13 protein-coding genes are annotated in these 15,223 nt (G+C 69.2%); 10 read left to right on the top strand and 3 right to left on the bottom strand.

Going from position 1 to position 15,223, the window contains the following annotated elements; genetic code table 11:
• Positions 1-7: 7 nt before the first annotated feature.
• From FB381_RS06360 to gndA, 6 genes are all read left to right on the top strand, one after another.
• Entirely contained in the window at positions 8-673 is a 666-nt protein-coding gene (locus FB381_RS06360) for a DUF2470 domain-containing protein (protein WP_141779511.1), read from the top strand.
• Positions 674-755: 82 nt separating this feature from the next.
• Positions 756-1,793, top strand: coding sequence for an AurF N-oxygenase family protein (locus tag FB381_RS06355; protein ID WP_141779510.1), 1,038 nt, complete (start codon positions 756-758; stop codon positions 1,791-1,793).
• Between the two features lie 129 nt (positions 1,794-1,922).
• Positions 1,923-2,552 (top strand): LysE family translocator, encoded by a 630-nt coding sequence (locus tag FB381_RS06350; RefSeq protein ID WP_211352336.1) that lies wholly within the window; start codon positions 1,923-1,925, stop codon positions 2,550-2,552.
• Positions 2,553-2,635: 83 nt separating this feature from the next.
• On the top strand, positions 2,636-5,320 hold the full coding sequence (locus FB381_RS06345) for an AfsR/SARP family transcriptional regulator (protein ID WP_141779509.1): 2,685 nt from the start codon (positions 2,636-2,638) through the stop codon (positions 5,318-5,320).
• A gap of 29 nt (positions 5,321-5,349) precedes the next feature.
• Entirely contained in the window at positions 5,350-6,366 is a 1,017-nt protein-coding gene (locus FB381_RS06340; RefSeq protein ID WP_141779508.1) for a hypothetical protein, read from the top strand.
• 83 nt (positions 6,367-6,449) lie between these two features.
• Entirely contained in the window at positions 6,450-7,931 is a 1,482-nt protein-coding gene (gene gndA / locus FB381_RS06335; protein ID WP_141779507.1) for an NADP-dependent phosphogluconate dehydrogenase, read from the top strand.
• Between the two features lie 88 nt (positions 7,932-8,019).
• On the opposite strand, the gene FB381_RS06330 is transcribed toward gndA, so the two are convergent.
• Both FB381_RS06330 and FB381_RS06325 read right to left on the bottom strand, forming a co-directional pair.
• Positions 8,020-9,291 (bottom strand): alpha/beta fold hydrolase, encoded by a 1,272-nt coding sequence (locus tag FB381_RS06330; RefSeq protein ID WP_211352335.1) that lies wholly within the window; start codon positions 9,289-9,291, stop codon positions 8,020-8,022.
• A gap of 315 nt (positions 9,292-9,606) precedes the next feature.
• Positions 9,607-10,074, bottom strand: a complete 468-nt coding sequence (locus FB381_RS06325) for a hypothetical protein (RefSeq protein ID WP_141779505.1) — start codon at positions 10,072-10,074, stop codon at positions 9,607-9,609.
• 140 nt (positions 10,075-10,214) lie between these two features.
• On the opposite strand from FB381_RS06325, the gene FB381_RS06320 reads away from it, so the two are divergent.
• From FB381_RS06320 to FB381_RS06305, 4 genes are all read left to right on the top strand, one after another.
• Positions 10,215-10,796, top strand: a complete 582-nt coding sequence (locus FB381_RS06320) for a TetR/AcrR family transcriptional regulator (RefSeq protein ID WP_141779504.1) — start codon at positions 10,215-10,217, stop codon at positions 10,794-10,796.
• Between the two features lie 141 nt (positions 10,797-10,937).
• On the top strand, positions 10,938-11,426 hold the full coding sequence (locus tag FB381_RS06315; protein WP_141779503.1) for a MarR family winged helix-turn-helix transcriptional regulator: 489 nt from the start codon (positions 10,938-10,940) through the stop codon (positions 11,424-11,426).
• A 102-nt stretch (positions 11,427-11,528) separates the two neighbouring features.
• Positions 11,529-13,913, top strand: coding sequence for an MFS transporter (locus FB381_RS06310; protein ID WP_246087987.1), 2,385 nt, complete (start codon positions 11,529-11,531; stop codon positions 13,911-13,913).
• Positions 13,914-13,924: 11 nt separating this feature from the next.
• Positions 13,925-14,743 carry a YceI family protein gene (locus tag FB381_RS06305; RefSeq protein WP_141779501.1) on the top strand — a complete coding sequence of 273 codons (819 nt, stop codon included), beginning with the start codon at positions 13,925-13,927 and terminating at the stop codon, positions 14,741-14,743.
• A 93-nt stretch (positions 14,744-14,836) separates the two neighbouring features.
• Here the strand turns inward: FB381_RS06305 and FB381_RS06300 are convergent, their stop codons facing one another.
• Positions 14,837-15,178: a hypothetical protein gene (locus FB381_RS06300; RefSeq protein ID WP_246087986.1), complete on the bottom strand. Its 342-nt coding sequence runs from the start codon at positions 15,176-15,178 to the stop codon at positions 14,837-14,839.
• Between the last annotated feature and the right edge of the window lie 45 nt (positions 15,179-15,223).

The following is a 15,223-nucleotide window of genomic DNA, read 5'->3' as shown; positions in this document are numbered from 1 at the left end:
AGGTGCCATGCACTCGACCGCACGCACAGCCCGAAACATCCTGTCGTGCCCCCGCGACGGGACGCTGGTGATCGACGGCATCCCCTACTCGACCGACGAGCTGGAGATGCAGGGCTTCGCCGACGACGGCGGCCGCCCCACCTTCCTGTGCCCGCCCGACCAGCGCCTGGCGTACGCCGGACGTCGCGGCAGCCATGTCGTGCTGGTCCTGCAGGGCGCCCTGGGCGAGCGCGAGACGATCCGGCTCACCGGCACGCTGCGGTGGCTGCGTACCGACGCCTGCACCTGTTGCGAGACGGAGTGGGAGGAGGTCGTCATGGACCTCGCCAACGTGATCCTGATCCGCCCCAGCGGCGAGGCCTCCCCGATCCCGCTCGACGCCTTCACCGACCCGGGCCTCGACCTCAACGACGGCGTGCTCCACCGCAACCAGGACCACCTCAACAACCATCACGGCGACGACCTCCGCGACGCGGTCGCGACCAGGTCGTACGCCTCCGTCGGCAGCATCCTCGCCGCCCAGATCACCGGGCTCTGTGCCGATGGGTTCGAGTTCCAGTGGGTCGACGAGCGGGGCGCCCACACCGCGCGCACGACGTTCGACCGCCGGGCCCGCACACCGGACGACCTGATCACCGGCGTGCGGAAGGCGCTCGCCGCCGAGATCTGCTGAGCGGGACACGCCCAGAGCCTGTTCCCGGGACACAAATCCCATGTACCTTGGTGATGAATCAACATCGCGCAAGGAGGCTCGGATGGTTGTGCAGACACTTCGCTCGATCGGTAGCTATGTGGGCGCCGTCGCCGGCACCCCGGCGCGGGTGATCGCTCCCCGTACGCACGGCCGCCAGGGCTATGACGACACGCTGCGTACGTTGTCGGTGGCGTCGGTCGAGAAATACTTCAACGCGTTCAAGGACGTCGACTGGGACGCCCCGGAGATGGCCGTGCCCGAGGACGACGAGCGCTGGATCCTGCCCACGCTCGACCTCCTCGGCGCCCACCCCTGGTATCAGTCGCTGCCGAGGGCGCGGCAGATCGAGGTCGGCCGCCACCGCCTCACCGCGATAGTGAAGACCGGCTCGCAGTTCGAGCAGCTGCTGCTGCTCGGCGGCACCCAGTTCCTGATGAGCGTCGAGAACGGCGACCCCGAGTTCCGCTACTTCATGCACGAGCTCACCGAGGAGACCCACCACATCCAGATGTTCCAGGAGTTCACCAACCGGGTCTGCCCCGACGTCTCCGGCGCACCCGGCTGGCTGATGCGCTCCATCCCGCTCGTCGGCCACCTCGGCGGGCTCTACCCGGCTCTCTTCTTCGCCATCATCCTGGCCGGCGAGGAGCCGATCGACCACGTGCAGAAGGAGGTCATGCGCTCCGGGGGCACCCACCCGCTCCTCGACCGGATCATGGCCATCCACATCGCCGAGGAGGCCCGGCACATCGGCTTCGCCCACGCCTGGCTCGAGGAGCACGCGCCGTCGCTCAACCCGGTCTCCCGGCTCGCGCTCGGCCTCCTCACGCCCCTGGCGATGCGCATCGGCGCCGACGCGATCATCATCCCCTCGCGCGCCGATCGTGAGCTGATGGGCATGCCCGACGAGGTCGTGCGGGAGGTCTGGGGCTCCGGCCCTGACGCCACCGCGTTCCGGGAGCACCTCTTCGCCGACGTACGCATGCTTTTCGACAACATCGGGCTGCGGACGCCGCTGACTTCGTGGGCCTGGCGAGCGCTCGGAGTCGGCGGGCGGTCCGCACGGTTCCGGGGCGAGCCCGGACGGATCGCCGCCTAGACGTCTCGTCCCCGGCCGGCCCCGGCCACGTCAGGCATGCAATCGAGACGTAAGCGACAAGTAAGCCCCTTCCCTCAACCTGGCTGTCCAGGTGGCCGACGTACGGCCCCTGGACATGGGGGAAGAGCAATGTTCGTGCTCAGCAGCGAGGTCATGCTCGCATTCGGGGCAGCGTCGCTGGTGACGATGCTCATACCGGGACCGGCGGTCGTGTACGTCGTCACGCGCAGCGTCGAGCACGGCCGGGTCGCCGGGCTCTTCTCGATGGCCGGCCTCGAGACCGGCGCAGCCGTCCATGTCCTGTTGTCGATGACTGGGATCGCCGCCCTGCTGCGGGCGTCCGCGACGGCGTTCACCCTCCTCACCTGGGTCGGCGCCGGTTATCTGCTCTGGCTGGCCACGCGGGCGCTGCTCGTCCGTGACCGCCCGCGGACCGAGGAGGTGACGGCGATGCCGCCACGACGTCGGCGGTTCTACGTCGACGGCCTGCTGGTCGACCTGCTGAACCCCAAGACCGCACTGTTCTTCCTCGCCTTCCTGCCCCAGTTCGTCGATCCGCGGCGCGGCTCGGTGTCCCTGCAGGTCGCCGTGCTCGGCGTCATCTTCGTGCTCATCGCCGGGCTCTGCGACGGCACGTACGCCATCTTGGCCAGCCGGATGTCGCGGCGGCTGCGCTCCTCGACACGGGCGCGGCGGCGGCTCGGCTGGGCGAGCGCCGGGATCTACCTGTCGCTGGCCGTGGGCGCTGTGGCTGTCTGACGAACCCGCCCCCGGGGCCCGGATATTGCCGTTGCGCTGCATCTTTACCATGCCCACAATGGCAATTTGTGGGAGGTGTTCAGATGGACTTCCAGGTCCTGGGTCCGGTGCGAATCGTCGCCGACGGGCGGCGGCTTCCGGGTCCCGCGCCCATCCGGCAAGGGCTGTTGTCGGTGCTGCTCGCGCGCGCGAACGCGCCGGTCGCGACCGACCTGCTGCTGGACGCCATCTGGGGCGACCACCCGCGGGAGGTGAGTCTCCAGCGGCTCCAGGTCACCGTGCACCGCCTCCGCAAGTCGCTCGACGTCCCCGACCGTCTGACCCACACCGACGGTCATTACGTCCTCCGTGTGGAGGACGGCGAGCTGGACAGCGACCGCTTCCTCGAGCTGGTGCGCAGCGCCTCGACCACCGCGGACCCGGCCGAGCGTGCCGCGCTGCTGCGCTCGGCGCTGGCCCTGTGGCGCGGCACCCCGTTCCAAGGGGTCGACCTCGGCGAGCTCTGGAGTCACGCGCAGCTCCTGACCGAGCGTCGTCAGATGGCGCTCGAGGAGCTCTACGCGGCCGAGCTGGACTGCGGTCGCCACCTGGAGGTGGTCGCCGACCTCGCCGACGCGGCTCGCCGACACCCGCTGCAGGAGAGGCTCCAGGCCCTGCTGATGACCGCGCTGCATCGCGCCGGTCGCCAGGCCGAGGCGCTCGAGGTCTACCACGCGGCTCGCCGCCACCTGCTCGACGAGCTCGGCCTGGAACCCGGCCCGGAGCTGCAGCGCACCGAGCGCCGGATCCTCCTCGGCGAGGACGCCGAGGTCGCGCCGCGCCCGCAGGCGCCGCTCCTCAGACCGGCTCAGCTCCCTGCTCCGCCCGGCGAGCTCGTCGGACGGCGACCCGAACGGGACGTGCTCGACGGCGTTCTCGCCGAGGTGCCGGGCATGACGGCGCGGCTCGTGCTGCTCACCGGCACGGCCGGCGTCGGCAAGACCGCGCTGGCCACGTCCTGGGCACACGAGCACCGCGAGGACTTCCCCGACGGTCAGCTCTACGTCGACCTGCGAGGCTTCAGCCCCGACGATCCGGTGCCCGCCTTCACCGCACTGGCCGGCTTCCTGGTCGCGCTCGGGGAGAGACGCACCACCCTCCCGCCGGACCTCTCCGAACGCGCCGCCCTGTTCCGCACGCTCACTCACGACCGCCGACTGGTCATCATGCTCGACAACGCCCTCGCCGCCGACCAGGTCAGACCTCTCCTGCCCGGCGGGACATCCTGCTTCGTGATCGTGACCAGCCGAGGCGCACTCTCCGGCCTGTCCACGAGCCAGGGCGCCCACCGTCTAGATCTCGGGCCGCTGTCGGAGGACGAGTCGCTCGCGCTGCTGCGTTCCTCGCTCGCCCCTGACCTGGCCGACACCGGAGCAGCCGCCCGGCTGGTCGAGCACTGCGCGGGTCTTCCGCTGGCCCTTCGGGTGGCCGCCGAACGCCTCCACGGTCAGCACCGCCCCGGCATCGCTCAGCTGGTCGCCGAGCTCGACGCCGAGCGATCGCATCTGGATCTGCTCGAGACCGGGGACGTGCACACCTCGATCCGAGGAGTCCTGTCCTGGTCCTACCAACGGTTGAGTCCTGATGCCGCGCGCCTGTTCCGGCTCTGCGGGTTCCGGTGCAGGCATCCGCACCACTACCTCGACGCTCAACAAGCCGCTGCCCTGCTGGACGCGCCTGGCCTCGGGGGCATGCGCGGGCTGCTCGACGAGCTCGTTCGGTTCGGTCTCGCCCGGCGCGCCGCACCGGATCGGTACGCCCTGCACTCGCTGCTCCAGGCGTACGCCGAGGACCTGGCCAACCTGCACGACGACAAGGCCGCTTCCCACGACCGCCTGCTGGGTTATTGGCTCGACACCATCGCCCGGGCCGCCTCGTTGATACACCCGGTGGAGGCCGTTCGCCGCTCCATACCCGGGCAGAGTGGTCGTGCCGCCGCGCTGGACATGTGCGCGACGGCGCTGAGGTGGCTCGACGCGCGACGCTCCGAGCTCCTGTGCATCGCAGACTTCGGCATCCCCGAGTATCCGATCGATCTCTCCTTGATGCTGTGGCCCTACCTCGACCTGGGGCGACATGACGACATCGCCGGGCATCTGCACGCGAGCGCACGCGAGGCCGCCCGATCGCTCGGCGACCGCGAGGCAGAGGGCATCATCGTCCGGTCCCTCGGCGTCCGCGAGCTGCGCCTCGGCCGGCTCGACGCCGCCGGCGAGCTGCTGCGCGAGGCGCTCCGCATCCACGACGACCACCCGGAGGCGGCACTGCGCGCGACCACCACGGCATTCCTCGCCGAGACCCTGGCGGCGAGCGGACGCGCCTCCGAGGCGTACGCAGCAGCCGACTCGGTCTCGGACGCGCACCGCTCCGGCTCGATCGACGTCTCCTCGCTCACGCTCCTCCCGCTGGCTCGCGCCTACTACCTCGGCGGCCGGGCCCACGACGCAGCCCGCTGGCTGACCGAGGCCCACGAGGTGGCCCAACGACAGCGTCACCGGCCCGTCCAGGTCCGGGCGCTGCTCGAGCTGGCCGCGGTCCACCACAGCCGTGGGCGGACATCGGCGGCGCTCGTCTGCTCCCGACAGGCCGCCGTCCTCGCCGAGGAGCACGGCATCGAGACGCCCGAGTGCGCGACCGGCCTCGAGGCCTGCTTGGACGCGGTGGTCCCGCCACCACGATCGCGGACCACCGATGAAAGCGCCCTGAAAGTGCCTTCGGCAACACTCTGAGGAACACACTCGATCACCCGGAGGCATCCATGGCTCTCCACCGAAAGCTCATTGCCGCCCTCGCCCTGACTGCCACTCTCGCCGCGACGACCGCCGCGGGTGGCTCAGCATCTGCCACCGCCCCGACCTCTTCCGATCTCACCTGGGTCTGCCTCGCGAGCACGCAGGCGCCGGACCGCGAGCGATCGCTGCGGGTGCCGGAGAAGCTGGTGGACCTGCTGATCGCCACCACCGCGTCCTACCGCGGCCCCTGCGCCGAGCGCGGCGAGTCGGAGAGGTTCGGCGACGGCGTGCTGACGGCCTACAGCCAGTCGGTCGGCGATCGACCGCTGACGATCGGGCTGGTGTTGTCCGACGGCAGCCTCTCCGGGCTGCCGCAGCACCCGCCCCACGACGGCACGACCTGCTACGACGTCGACGGCGACGGGCACATCGACGAGATGACCGAGTGCGCCGGCGGCCATGCCCGGCAGCTCGACCTCGGTCGGCAGTTCCGCGAGGACGTGGACACCCCGTTCACGTACGTCCTGAGCAACTGGAACCCCGGCGGCCACCCGCCGCCCGACGTCTACGGCGATCCCCACTTCGACGTGCACTTCTACGTGAAGCCCGATGTCGAGCGCGTCGCGATCCGGCCGGGTCCGTGCGCACACCTGATGAACTGCGACGACCTCGAGCTCGCCAAGGTGATGCCGGCCGCCGAGTACCTCGCCCCGGACTACACGGACATGGACGCGATCGAGCCCGCCATGGGCAACCACCTGGTGGATCCGACCGCTCCGGAGTTCAACGGCGAGCCGTTCACGCACACCTGGATCTACGGCACCTGGAACGGCGAGGTCACCTTCTACGAGGCCATGGTCACCCACGAGTGGTTCGACCGCATGCGTGGTGGAGAGACCGAGGACGCCTGCCACGACTTCAAGCTGCCCGCGCAGTGGCAGGAGTCGGGGTGGTATCCGACCTCTTACTGCCTGCGCCACCGCGACAACCGCGACGAGATCACCGTCTCGCTCGAGGACTTCGTCCATCGCACCGCACGCTGACCAGGTTTCGCTCTCCTTTCTTGGCTGCTTCACGTTGAATGGGACCACCTTCATCCAACCCGGAGCAGCAACGAGGAGCAGCGATGTCGAACACCGAGACCGGCTCAGCGGACGACCGAGCGAACATCGGCGTGGTGGGGCTGGCCGTCATGGGGTCCAACCTGGCCCGCAACCTCGCCTCGCGCGAGGGCAACACGGTGGCGGTCTACAACCGCACCTACGCCCGCACCGAGGAGCTCGTCACCGAGCATCCCGAGGCCGGGTTCATCGCCTCCGAGACGATCGACGACTTCGTGGCGACGCTGGCCACGCCGCGTACGGCGATCATCATGGTGCAGGCCGGCAAGGGCACCGACGCGGTGATCGAGCAGCTGGCCGAGCGGTTCGAGCCGGGCGACATCATCGTCGACGGCGGCAACGCCAACTTCAACGACACGATCCGCCGCGAGCGCGAGCTGCGTGAGCGTGGCCTCAACTTCGTCGGCACCGGCATCTCCGGCGGCGAGGAGGGTGCGCTCAACGGGCCCTCGATCATGCCCGGCGGCTCGCCCGAGGCCTGGACGACGCTCGGCCCGATCCTGAAGAGCATCGCCGCAGTGGCCGAGGGCGAGCCGTGCGTGACCCATGTCGGCACCGACGGCGCCGGCCACTTCGTGAAGATGGTCCACAACGGCATCGAGTACGCCGACATGCAGCTGATCGCAGAGGCCTACGACCTCCTCCGGCGGGTGGGCGGGCTCTCGGTGGAGCAGCTCGTCGACGTCTTCAAGGACTGGAACACCGGCGACCTGGAGTCCTACCTGATCGAGATCTCCGCGGAGGTGCTCGCCCAGAAGGACGCCGAGACCGGCCAGCCGCTCGTGGACGTCATCCTCGACGAGGCCGGCTCGAAGGGCACCGGCGTCTGGACGGTCCAGAACGCGCTCGGCCTCGGCATCCCGGTCTCGGGCATCGGCGAGGCGGTCTTCGCCCGCGCGGTCTCCTCCAAGACCGCCCAGCGCGCCGCGATGCGCGCCTCCGTGCAGGGCTCCACGCGGGCACACCCCGCGACGCCGCAGGTGCCCGACACGTTCGTCGACGACGTACGGGCCGCCCTCTACGCCTCGAAGGTGGTCGCCTACGCGCAGGGGTTCGACCTGATCGTGGCCGGCGCGAAGGAGTACGGCTGGGACATCGACCTCGGCGCGCTCGCCAAGATCTGGCGGGCCGGCTGCATCATCCGGGCTCGCTTCCTCAACCGGATCGTCGATGCGTACGCCGCCGAGCCCGACCTCGAGACCCTGCTGGTCGACCCCTACTTCGCCGACGCGGTCGCCTCGGGCGAGGAGACGTGGCGGCGGGTCGTGGGGATCGCGGCCGCGGCCGGCGTGCCCGCCCCCGGGTTCTCCTCGGCGCTCTCCTACTTCGACTCGCTCGCCGCCGACCGCCTGCCCGCCGCGCTCATCCAGGGCCAGCGGGACTTCTTCGGCGCCCACACCTACAAGCGCGTCGACAAGGACGGCGCCTTCCACACGCTGTGGTCCGGTGACCGCTCGGAGATCTCGACGACACCCTCGACGCACTGAGCATGCCCGGCCAGGACCACGTCCTGGCCGGGCGCCCAGCGCCTAGGGCCTATCGAGCCGAACACGGCGAGATGGCGGCCCCGTGGGGTCACTTGAGGCTGCAGGTGGCGCCCTTGTCAGGGACCTCGAGATCAACGACGTAGTCGCTGACAACGTCATTGACACACGGGCTCTGACCGGCCATCGCGACGGTGTGCTGCTCGCCCTCGACGGTGAGCAGGGCGCCGCCGAGAGTGTCGGCGAGGGTGACTCCGCCCTGGTAGGGAGTGGTGGGGTCGCCGGTGATGGAGATCGTGAGGGTCTCAGGCAGGCCGTTGATGTTCTGTGCGTACGGGTAGGTGATCTCGGTCTTTCCCGGCATGGCCTCACAGCCGTCGCGGGCACCCTTGACGCTCTCCCCCGGGTCCAGGAACGGCGCTTTCGCCCAGATCTTCGCGCGCAGCTGCTCTTCCTCCTCGGGTGTGCGGCGCTGCTCGTCCATGCAGTTGATGACCACGTTCGCCTCCAGGTAGTTGGACCAGACACCCTGCGATCCGCGTTCCGCGAATCCGTCGCTGAGCGCGAGGAGGGCGTCGCCCTTGCCGTGGGTCAGCTCTTCGATACCGGCTTGCACGGTCGGCCAGGTCGTGGACTGGTAGAGCCCGCCGATGACTGCCCCGATCGCGGTGTTGTAGTTCACGGGACGGCCGCTGCTGGTCGTCACCGGCTTGTCGATGAGCGGACGGACGATGTCGTGGAACCGCTCCAGCGCACGTTCGCGATCCTGCCCGAGGACACAGTCCGGCTGCTTCGTGCAGGCGTCGGCCATCAGGTCGAAGGAGCGCTGGAACCCGGCGTACTGCGTGATCTTCCGTTCCGCGCTCTGCAGGGAGGGGTCCTGAGCGCCGTCGAGGACGAGGGCGCGCACCTTCGAGGGGAACATCTCGGCGTATATCGCACCGAGACGCGTTCCGTAGCTCTGGCCGATGTAGGTCAGCTTCTCGTCGCCGAGAACCTCCCGCAGTACGTCCATGTCACGCGCCACATTGGGGGTGCCGACCTCAGCGACGAACTTCTCGCCCCCCGAGCGCTTGACGCACTCGCTGGCGGCCTTCTCGGTGTCCTCGGCTGTCCACGAACCCTGGAGGACGCCGGCGGGGAACACGAAACCGGTCTTGTCGCTCTGCTTGTCGGAGATGCAATCGATGGCCGGCGACGACGCAGACACGCCACGGGGGTCGATTCCGACGATGTCGTACTGCTCGGTGATGGGGGTGTCCTTCAAACCGACGAAGGCGTTGAGCGCCTGCAGCTGTCCGGAGCCGCCAGGACCCCCGGAGTTGACGACCACCGACCCTTTCGCGTCTCCACGTGCAGCCATGCGCGTCACGGCCAGCTTCGTGGTGCCCTCGCTTGGATGGTCGTAGTCGACGGGCACCGTCAAGCGCGCACATTCGGCGCTAGGGATGTTCTTGAACGCCTGCTCCTGCAGCTCGGTGACGGCATAGTCCGTGCAGGATTCAAACTGCAGCTCTTGGTCGTAGAAGCTGCTCAGATCAGCCTTCGCCGGAGTCTCGCTCGCGGGTGCCGACCCGCAGGAGGCCAGCAAGAGTGCGGCCGGCGCGAGTGCAACGGCAACGATGGTTCGGACTGTGTGCTTTCGCAACATGATGTGTTCCTTCGTGGAGAGAGGTCTTCAGTGCCCGAGCGCGTGGATGCCGAGACCGCCGAGGACAGCGACGGCGACTCCCCAGACCACGATCGACGTCAGCTCCCAGACGAGGACCTTGGTGGGGTTCGCGCCGAGACCGACCATCGCCGCGGACGAGATCTGTGTCGGGTGACCGACGAAGGAGACCCCCGGGATCCCGAATCGCTGGAACAAGCGGCCGACGCGTTTGCGCCCGGGAGAGCTCGTCTCTGCCTTCGGCGCCGCCCGGAGGCGCTGCCGGATCCGGCTGGACACGACGACGACAAGCACGACAGCCGCGGCGTTCCCGGCGATCGCGGCACTGACCGCGACAGCAGGGTGCAGCCCGATGGCGACACCGATGAGGGTGCCGGCGTACGACTCGACGAACGGGATGGCGGCGACCAGGAAGACGGCGAACCATTGGAGCCAGCCGGGGAACGACTGGGCGAAGTCCTGGAGGGTCTCAATCACGATGGACTCTCTTTCTGTGGTGGGTAGGGCCACTCGGCGTCTGCGAATGGAACGACTAGCACGCTGTGCTAATCCAGACGGTAGCACAGCGTGCTAGCGTGAGTGCTACTTCGGAGACACGCCAGGGACAGAGAGGGATCATGAGCACGCGGGACAAGATCTTGGACGCGGCCGCATCGATCATGGGAGAAGACGGTGGGCAGCGCCTGACGGTGCGCGCGGTCGCCGCACGAGCAGGCGTCGGGATGGGGACGCTGCGACACCACTTCCCGACGCAGCGCGTCCTGCTCGACGCCGTCCTCGCGTCGATGTACGAGTCGGCGATGCCCGACGACCGCATCCACGACACGGCACTGCCCGCGCGGCAACGCCTCGTCGACAACCTGGGCAGACTCGTCGCCGCCATCGGCACAGGAGACGAGGCTCGGACCCGATGGGACGAGATCTTCCGGAACTACATCAGCCCCGACGCGCCTGACGACGTCCGCACCACGTACGCCACCTTCGACGTCCAGGCCACCCGTCGCATCGAGACATGGCTCTCGATACTCGTCGAGCAGGGCGCGCTCGAGGAGGGCGACAACAGGGCCAGGGCGCACTTCCTCCTCAGCGTCGTCAACGGCCTCGCCCTCTGGCGAGCCCTGCCGCTCACGGAGTCCACCCTCACCCGAGAGATCGACGCACTGACCTTCGCCGCGCACGCGCTGCCGTTCACGCGATAGCCCGCGACAACGTCGACCGAGGCCGCCCACCGAGGCCTCCGCCAACCGAAACGGAGACTCCCTCCCCCGGACCCGCTCGGCAATTTGCATCGGCCCCCTATCCTCAATAAGGTTGTAAAAGTCAACCAACTTGGAGGGGCGATGGCCGGACACGCGACGTACCAGGAGCTGATGTTTCAGCTCAGCGAGGTCGGGGCCGTGCGCAAGGGTCTCGTGCGCCACCTTCCGGCCGAGCTCTCCGCTGGGCCGGCCGGCGTGCTGACCATGCTGCGACAGCACGGCGACATGACCATGAGCGAGCTCACCGAGCTGCTCGCGGTCGACATCTCCGTGACCAGCCGGCACGTCGCCTACGTCGCCGAGCGCGGCTGGATCGAACGCTCCCCCAACCCGACCGACGGACGCTCCCGCATCCTGTGCCTGACCGACGCCGGCCGCGACCTGCTCGACGTCGCCTCACGGCAGATCGAGGAGCTGATCGCCGACCGGCTCAGCGGGTGGGAGGACGGCGACGTACACGAGCTGATCCGTCTGCTCACCAACCTTCGCGACAGCCTCGGCAGCTGCCGGGCCGCGACCCAGGACCCCACCCCCACAGACCACATTCGCACCAGCACCACCGGCAGCTAGGAAAGGAAGTCCATGGCAACCACGACGACAGCCGAGCGGACTCACCCCAGTCCCCCTGGAGGCTCGTCAGACGACGGCTTCCACATGTCTCACCGAGAGATCATGGAGGCACTCTCGGGCCTCCTGCTCGGCATGTTCGTGGCGATGATCTCCTCGACGATCGTCTCCAACGCACTGCCTGAGATCATCGCCGACATCGGCGGCGGGCAGTCGGCCTACACCTGGGTGATCACTTCCACCCTGCTCACCATGACGGCCACCACCCCGCTGTGGGGCAAGATGGCCGACCTGTTCAGCAAGAAGCTGCTCATGCAGGTCGCGCTGGTGATCTTCGTGGGCGCATCCGCCGTCGCCGGCCTGGCTCAGAACCCGGAGCAGCTCATCGCCGCCCGGGCCGTCCAGGGCATCGGCATGGGCGGTCTGACCGCTCTGGCCCAGGTCATCATGGCGGCGATGATCTCCCCGCGTGAGCGTGGCCGCTACTCGGGCTACCTCGGCGCCGTCTTCGCGGTCGCGACCGTCGGCGGGCCGCTGCTCGGCGGTGTCATCACCGACGCCGACTCGCTCGGCTGGCGCTGGTGCTTCTACGTCGGCATCCCGTTCGCGATCATCGCCTTCATCGTGCTGCAGAAGACCCTGCACCTCCCCCTCGTCAAGCGCGAGGGCGTCAAGGTCGACTGGGCCGGCGCGTTCTTCATGGCGGCCGGCGTGAGCCTGCTGCTGGTCTGGGTCACCTTCGCCGGCGACAAGTACGACTGGGCCTCCTGGGAGACCGCGGCCATGGTCGGCGGTTCCGTCGCGCTGCTGCTGATCTTCGTGCTGATCGAGTCGAAGGCCAAGGAGCCGATCATCCCGCTGCGGCTCTTCGCCAACCGCACCATCACCCTCTCCTCCCTCGCCTCGCTCTTCGTCGGCGTGGCGATGTTCTCCGGCACGATCTTCTTCAGCCAGTACTTCCAGCTCGCCCGCGACAAGTCGCCGACGATGGCCGGCGTGATGACGATCCCGATGATCGCCGGGCTGTTCCTGTCCTCGACCATCTCCGGCCAGGTCATCACCCGCACCGGGAAGTGGAAGGCGTGGCTGGTCGCCGGCGGCGTCTTCATCGTCGGCGGCCTGGGTCTGCTCGGCACGATCCGCTACGACACCGAGTACTGGCATGTCGCCATCTTCATGGCCCTCCTGGGTCTCGGCGTCGGCATGACGATGCAGAACCTGGTGCTCTCCACCCAGAACCAGGTCGCGCCGGCCGATCTCGGCGCGGCCAGCTCGATGGTCACCTTCTTCCGCAGCCTCGGCGGCGCGATGGGCGTCTCCGTGCTCGGCGCGCTGATGTCCCACCGGGTCAGCGACTACGTCGAGGACGGCCTGGCCGACCTCGGTCCGAAGTACGCCTCGGCTGCCCAGGGCTCCACGGGTGAGATCCCCGACATGGACAAGGTCCCGGAACCGCTGCGGACCGTGCTCGAGAGCGCCTTCGGACACGGGATCGCCGACATCTTCTTGGTCGCCTCGGGCATCGCCGTCATCGCGCTGGTCCTCATCCTGTTCATCAAGGAGGTCCCGCTAAAGACCAAGGGCGGTCTCGAGCAGGCCGCCGCCGAGGCGTCTGACCTCGACAGTCCGGCAGCGGTCTCCGAGGCGTTGGTCGGTGTCCCCGAGCAGCACTCCCACGAGGACACTGTTGACGACGTGAACCCCGCCGCGGTCTCGGCGCCGATCTCCCACGGGATCCCGCTGCACGGCTTCGTACGCGGCGCCGCGAGCGCTCCCATCCCGCACGCGGCGGTCACGCTGATCTCCCTCTCCGGGCGTCAGCTGGGCCGTTCGGTCGCCCACGCGGACGGCGCCTACTCGGTCGACGCCCCTGGCGCCGGCACCTACGTGCTGATCGCCTCTGCCGACGGCTTCCAGCCGCAGGCGTCCACGGTCGTCGTGAGCGGTGACCCCGTGGCGTACGACCTCCTGCTCAGCGGCACCACGGGCCTCAAGGGCATCGTGCGCGGCGGCGACGGCGGTGCGCCGGTGCCGGGTGCGATGGTGATCGTCACCGACGTACGCGGCGACCTGCTCTCCACGGGCACGACCGTCGCCGACGGCACCTTCTTCATCGACGAGCTGGTGCCCGGCCCGGCCACGGTCGCGGTCAACGCCGAGGGCTTCCGTCCGCACGCGGTGCCGATCGAGATCGGCGCCACCGGGGTCACCCGGCTCGAGGTGGAGCTGATCACCGGCTCGCGCCTGACCGGCCTGGTCAAGGCGTCGGTCGGTCCGCTCGCCGACGCCCGGGTCACGCTGGTCGACGCGGCCGGCAACGTGGTCGCGACCGCGACGACGGGCGAGGACGGGGCCTACGCCTTCGCCGATCTCGACGGCGGCGACTACACGGTGCTGGCCACCAGCTACCCACCTGCGACGAGCACCGTGACCCTCAGCGGTGCCGGTGTCGACGGCCACGAGATCGTGCTCACCCACCCCGACGAGTAGAGAGAACCAGCATGGCTCTGACCGCACAGATCCGCACCCGCGACGGCTGGGCCGTCGCCCACGCGGTGATCACCCTCACCGACACGGCGGGCGGTCAGGTGCTGCGTGCCGAGGCCGACCAGGACGGTGTCGTCACCGACGACACCGTCCTCAAGGCCGGGGCGTACGTCGCGATCGTCACCGCGATCGGATGGACCCCCACCGCGTCCACCGCGATCGTCACCGCCTCGGGCAAGGCCGACCTCGGCACCGTCACGCTGACCCGTCAGGGTGAGTCGTCGCTGCCGACCCCGGGGCCGTGGACGATCGATCCGGTCCACTCCAGCGTCGGTGCCGTCGCGCAGCATCTGGGCATCTCCAGCGTCCGCGGCCGGTTCACCGACTTCTCCGGTGTCGTCGAGATCGCACCGCAGGATCTCGCCAGGTCGCGGGTGGAGGCGATCATCCGGGCCGCCTCGATCGACACCGGCAACTCGATGCGCGACGGTCACCTCAAGAGCGCCGACTTCCTCGACGTGGAGAACCACCCCGAGATCGTCTACCGCTCCACGGGCCTCACGCCGACCGGCTCCGACCGCTGGACGGTGCACGGCGAGCTCTCGATGCACGGGCAGACCCGCGAGGTCGATCTCGACGTGACCTACCTCGGCACAGGCCCCGACCCGTGGGGCGGCACCCGGGCCGCGTTCCACGCGACCGCCCAGCTGCGGCGCGAGGACTTCGCGATGAACTACAACCAGGCCGTCGCCGCCGGCATCGCCGCCATCGGCACGACGCTGAAGGTCGAGCTGGACATCCAGGCCGTCCAGGGCGACTCGCTGCCCGGCTGAGCATCCAAACCGTCGAGTCGGCTCGTTCTGACGAGCCGACTCGACGTCGTTTTCGGTCAGAACGAGCCGACTCGACGTGGTTTTCGACTGCGGCTAGCGCGCGATGATCCAGATGCCGACCACGGCGGGCAGGAGGCCGAGGAGCAGCCACGGCGTCAACGGGCTGCGCTTGTGGATGAGGAACCCCCCGGCGACGCCGAGCACACCGAAGGCGCCGGCGATCACGCACAGGCCGATCCGCGAGCTCTGGTAGGCCGGGTCGATGGCCACGGCCCCGATGACCAGCCCGACCGCGAGGTGGGCGACCGTGAACACGGCCAGCACCGACATGACCCACTGCTGCACCCGGGTCAGCGACTTGTCGTTGACGGGTCGGACGGGATTGTCCGGGTCCATCAGATGACGCTGTCTCCGCGGCTGCTCGTTCACGGTCATGCGACTATTCTCCGCGCCCACGCCGTCGTCACCCAATCCGCTCGG

The organism is Nocardioides albertanoniae, assembly GCF_006716315.1.
GTDB classification, from domain to species: domain Bacteria; phylum Actinomycetota; class Actinomycetes; order Propionibacteriales; family Nocardioidaceae; genus Nocardioides; species Nocardioides albertanoniae.
This window is presented reverse-complemented; position numbering and strand designations above follow the sequence as displayed.